Here is a 2825-nt window from a genome sequence, read left to right as displayed (position 1 = left end):
TTATCGTGCGCGCCCCGAAGCTCGTGTCCCTGGTTTTGTAGGATTTGTCAGTACAAAAAATTTGCTAAATTACGGGATTTCAACGGTTTCTGGCTTGCAAACTTAGGTATACCTAACTTAGGCTATACCCATGAAGAGAGTTAAAAACAAGCAAATTAAAGAAACCTTAACCGTAGCTGCGCTTTTGTGCCTGGGAGCCTCTCTCAGCGCGTGCAGTGGGACTCCCAGCTCCAGTTCGGATTCAGCCGCACCAGGCAAACCCCTGGTCCTCACCACATTTACCGTGTTGCAGGACATGGCTCAAAACGTCGCCGGAGACCACCTGGAAGTCCGCTCTATCACCAAACCTGGGGCGGAAATCCACGATTACCAACCCACACCCTCGGACTTAAAGTCGGCGCAGAAAGCGAAACTGATTTTAAATAACGGGCTGGATTTGGAACGCTGGTTCACGAAGTTTACCGCCGATCTGGATGCCAAAAAGGTCAATGTTTCGCAGGGCGTAGAGCCTATTCCGATTACCGAAGGTGACTACAAGGGTAAGCCCAATCCCCACGCTTGGATGAGCCCGAAAAATGGCGCCCTCTACGTGAAAAATATGGCAAAAGCCTTCTGCGATTTAGATGCAAAGAACTGCTCCGAGTACCAGGAAAATGCCCAACAGTATGGCACCACGATTGAAACAGTCGGCGAGGACATCACTTCCACACTTTCTCAGCTCGACCCGTCACAACGTACTTTGGTCAGCTGTGAGGGAGCATTCTCGTATCTGACTCGTGACTATAACCTCAACGAGAAATTCCTGTGGGGCGTAAATGCCGAAGGAGCCCTCACTCCCTCTCGCGTAGCGGAAGTGGAAGACTATGTGAAGCAAAACCACGTTCCCGCAGTTTTCTGCGAATCCACCGTGGGAGACAAAATGCGACCCGTTGTGGAAGCCACAGGGGCGAAATTTGGTGGGGAATTGTATGTTGATTCCTTATCAGACGCAGATGGAGACGTTCCGACCTATCTGGATCTGTTGCGCTACGACGCAGATTTGATTACCCGAGGATTGACTCAGAAATGAATGATGCTCTCGACAACCGCATAGAGCCAGGCGGGGCTGCAGCTGAACCCAGCCCAAATTCAGCCCCACCTGTATTAGAAGTCTCAGATTTGCATGTTCGTTACGGAGCTAATGTGGCACTGGAAGGTGCCAGTTTAACCGTGCCGCGCGGTCAAATTTGTGGTCTGGTAGGGATGAACGGATCGGGAAAATCAACGCTGTTCAAATCCATCACCAACAGTGTTTCGTATCAAAAGGGCAGCATTAAAGTTGCCGGAATTGACGCGAACCAAGCCCGGAAACAGAAACTGATTGGTTACGTTGCACAAAACGAGGAAATCGATTGGGACTTCCCGGTTAACGTAAACCAAGTCGTCATGATGGGGCGGTATGGATTCATGGGATCTACCCGTCGTCCCAAATCTGCAGACGTGGCAGCAGTGCAAGCCGCGTTAGAAATGGTGGAATTGCAAGATTTACAGCAGCGCCAAGTTGGGGCGTTGAGTGGCGGCCAAAAGAAAAGGGTGTTTATCGCCCGCGCGATTGCCCAAGGTGCGCCGCTCCTGCTCCTCGATGAACCGTTTGCCGGAGTAGACAAATACTCCGAAAGCAATATCGTCGATTTGCTGCGCAAAATCTCGGCAAAAGGCACCACGGTGGTGGTTTCAACCCACGATTTGGCTTCTTTGGAAAAGCTCTGCGATGAAGTAGTTTTGCTGTATCGCCGCGTAGTTTATCAAGGTGCTCCCGCTGGCGCCTTAGACCCGCAGAACCTTGCGAAAGCGTTTGGATTAAATCCCGCCGCGTCAGGAGGTGGAAAGTGAATTTTTATGAAGCTTTCATCGAAATGTGGACGCAGCAGTTTATGCTCCGCGGCATCATCGTCACCGGAGTCGCGGCGGCAGTTTGTGCCGTGTTGTCCTGCTGGCTGGTCTTAATTGGCTGGTCATTGTTAGGTGATGCCCTGTCCCACGCAATTCTTCCCGGAATCGTCGTGTCCTACCTTTTGGGAACGCCCTTCGCAATAGGAGCCCTCGTGGCAGCTTTGCTGGTGGTGGGATTGATTGGCGCAGTGCGGGGGCGCGGACGGGTCAAAGAAGACACATCTATTGGCGTGGTATTCACGACAATGTTTGCCTCCGGTCTGGTCTTAATCAGTCTGTTCCCCAGTCATATCGATTTGCACCATATTTTGTTTGGCGACATGCTCGGTATCACCAGAGCCGATATGTGGCAGGTCTTGATATTGAGCCCACTCGCTCTGGTGCTGTTGTTATACAAAAAGCGGGATTTGGTGCTGTATGCCTTCGACAAGACTCATGCCCACACTATCGGCATCTCTACAACCTGGTTGGCGACTCTGTTGCTGGTAGCTCTCTCTTTGACAGTCGTGGTGGCGATGCAGGCAGTGGGCGCAATCCTCATCGTGGCACTGGTGATTACCCCTGGCGCAACCGCCCGGCTGCTCACAAACCGGTTCAACGCTATGCTATGGATAGCTCCTTTGTTTTCCGTATTCTGCGTCGTGCTGGGAGCCTATATTTCCTACTGGTTCGATACAGCGTCAGGAGCCACGGTCGTGCTGCTTGAAGGCGTATTGTTCCTGATCGTTTGGCTGGTGGATTTGCTTCGGCAACAGCGTCTGCAGCGCTATCATGGCGCGCAGTCTGTCGCCCCCGGTCCTGACCCGGAACCTCAACAGGTTGCTTCTTGAGGCACCCCTCTAGGGCAGGCCGAGGTAGCGCAACACCGCCTTGGCGCTGCCCTTGTTGAGGTC

General features: G+C 52.5%; 3 protein-coding genes. All 3 read left to right on the top strand.

Annotation, left to right across the window (positions count from 1 at the left end; genetic code table 11):
- Nucleotides 1-130 precede the first annotated feature (130 nt).
- Genes RDL66_RS08935 through RDL66_RS08925 form a run of 3 tightly spaced genes read left to right on the top strand, consistent with a single transcriptional unit; the run spans nucleotide 131 to nucleotide 2762 of the window.
- Nucleotides 131-1069 (top strand): metal ABC transporter substrate-binding protein, encoded by a 939-nt coding sequence (locus tag RDL66_RS08935; RefSeq protein WP_308536643.1) that lies wholly within the window; start codon nucleotides 131-133, stop codon nucleotides 1067-1069.
- Nucleotides 1066-1872, top strand: coding sequence for a metal ABC transporter ATP-binding protein (locus RDL66_RS08930; RefSeq protein WP_308536641.1), 807 nt, complete (start codon nucleotides 1066-1068; stop codon nucleotides 1870-1872). Before RDL66_RS08935 ends, RDL66_RS08930 begins: the two co-directional genes overlap by 4 nt.
- A complete protein-coding gene (locus tag RDL66_RS08925) occupies nucleotides 1869-2762 on the top strand; it encodes a metal ABC transporter permease (protein ID WP_308536639.1) in 894 nt (297 codons plus the stop codon). Before RDL66_RS08930 ends, RDL66_RS08925 begins: the two co-directional genes overlap by 4 nt.
- The last annotated feature ends 63 nt before the right edge of the window (nucleotides 2763-2825 follow it).

It is taken from the genome of uncultured Mobiluncus sp., assembly GCF_902488535.1.
Classification (GTDB): domain Bacteria; phylum Actinomycetota; class Actinomycetes; order Actinomycetales; family Actinomycetaceae; genus Mobiluncus.
Note: the sequence above shows the minus strand (reverse complement) of the source record. Positions and strands in the feature narration are given on the sequence as shown.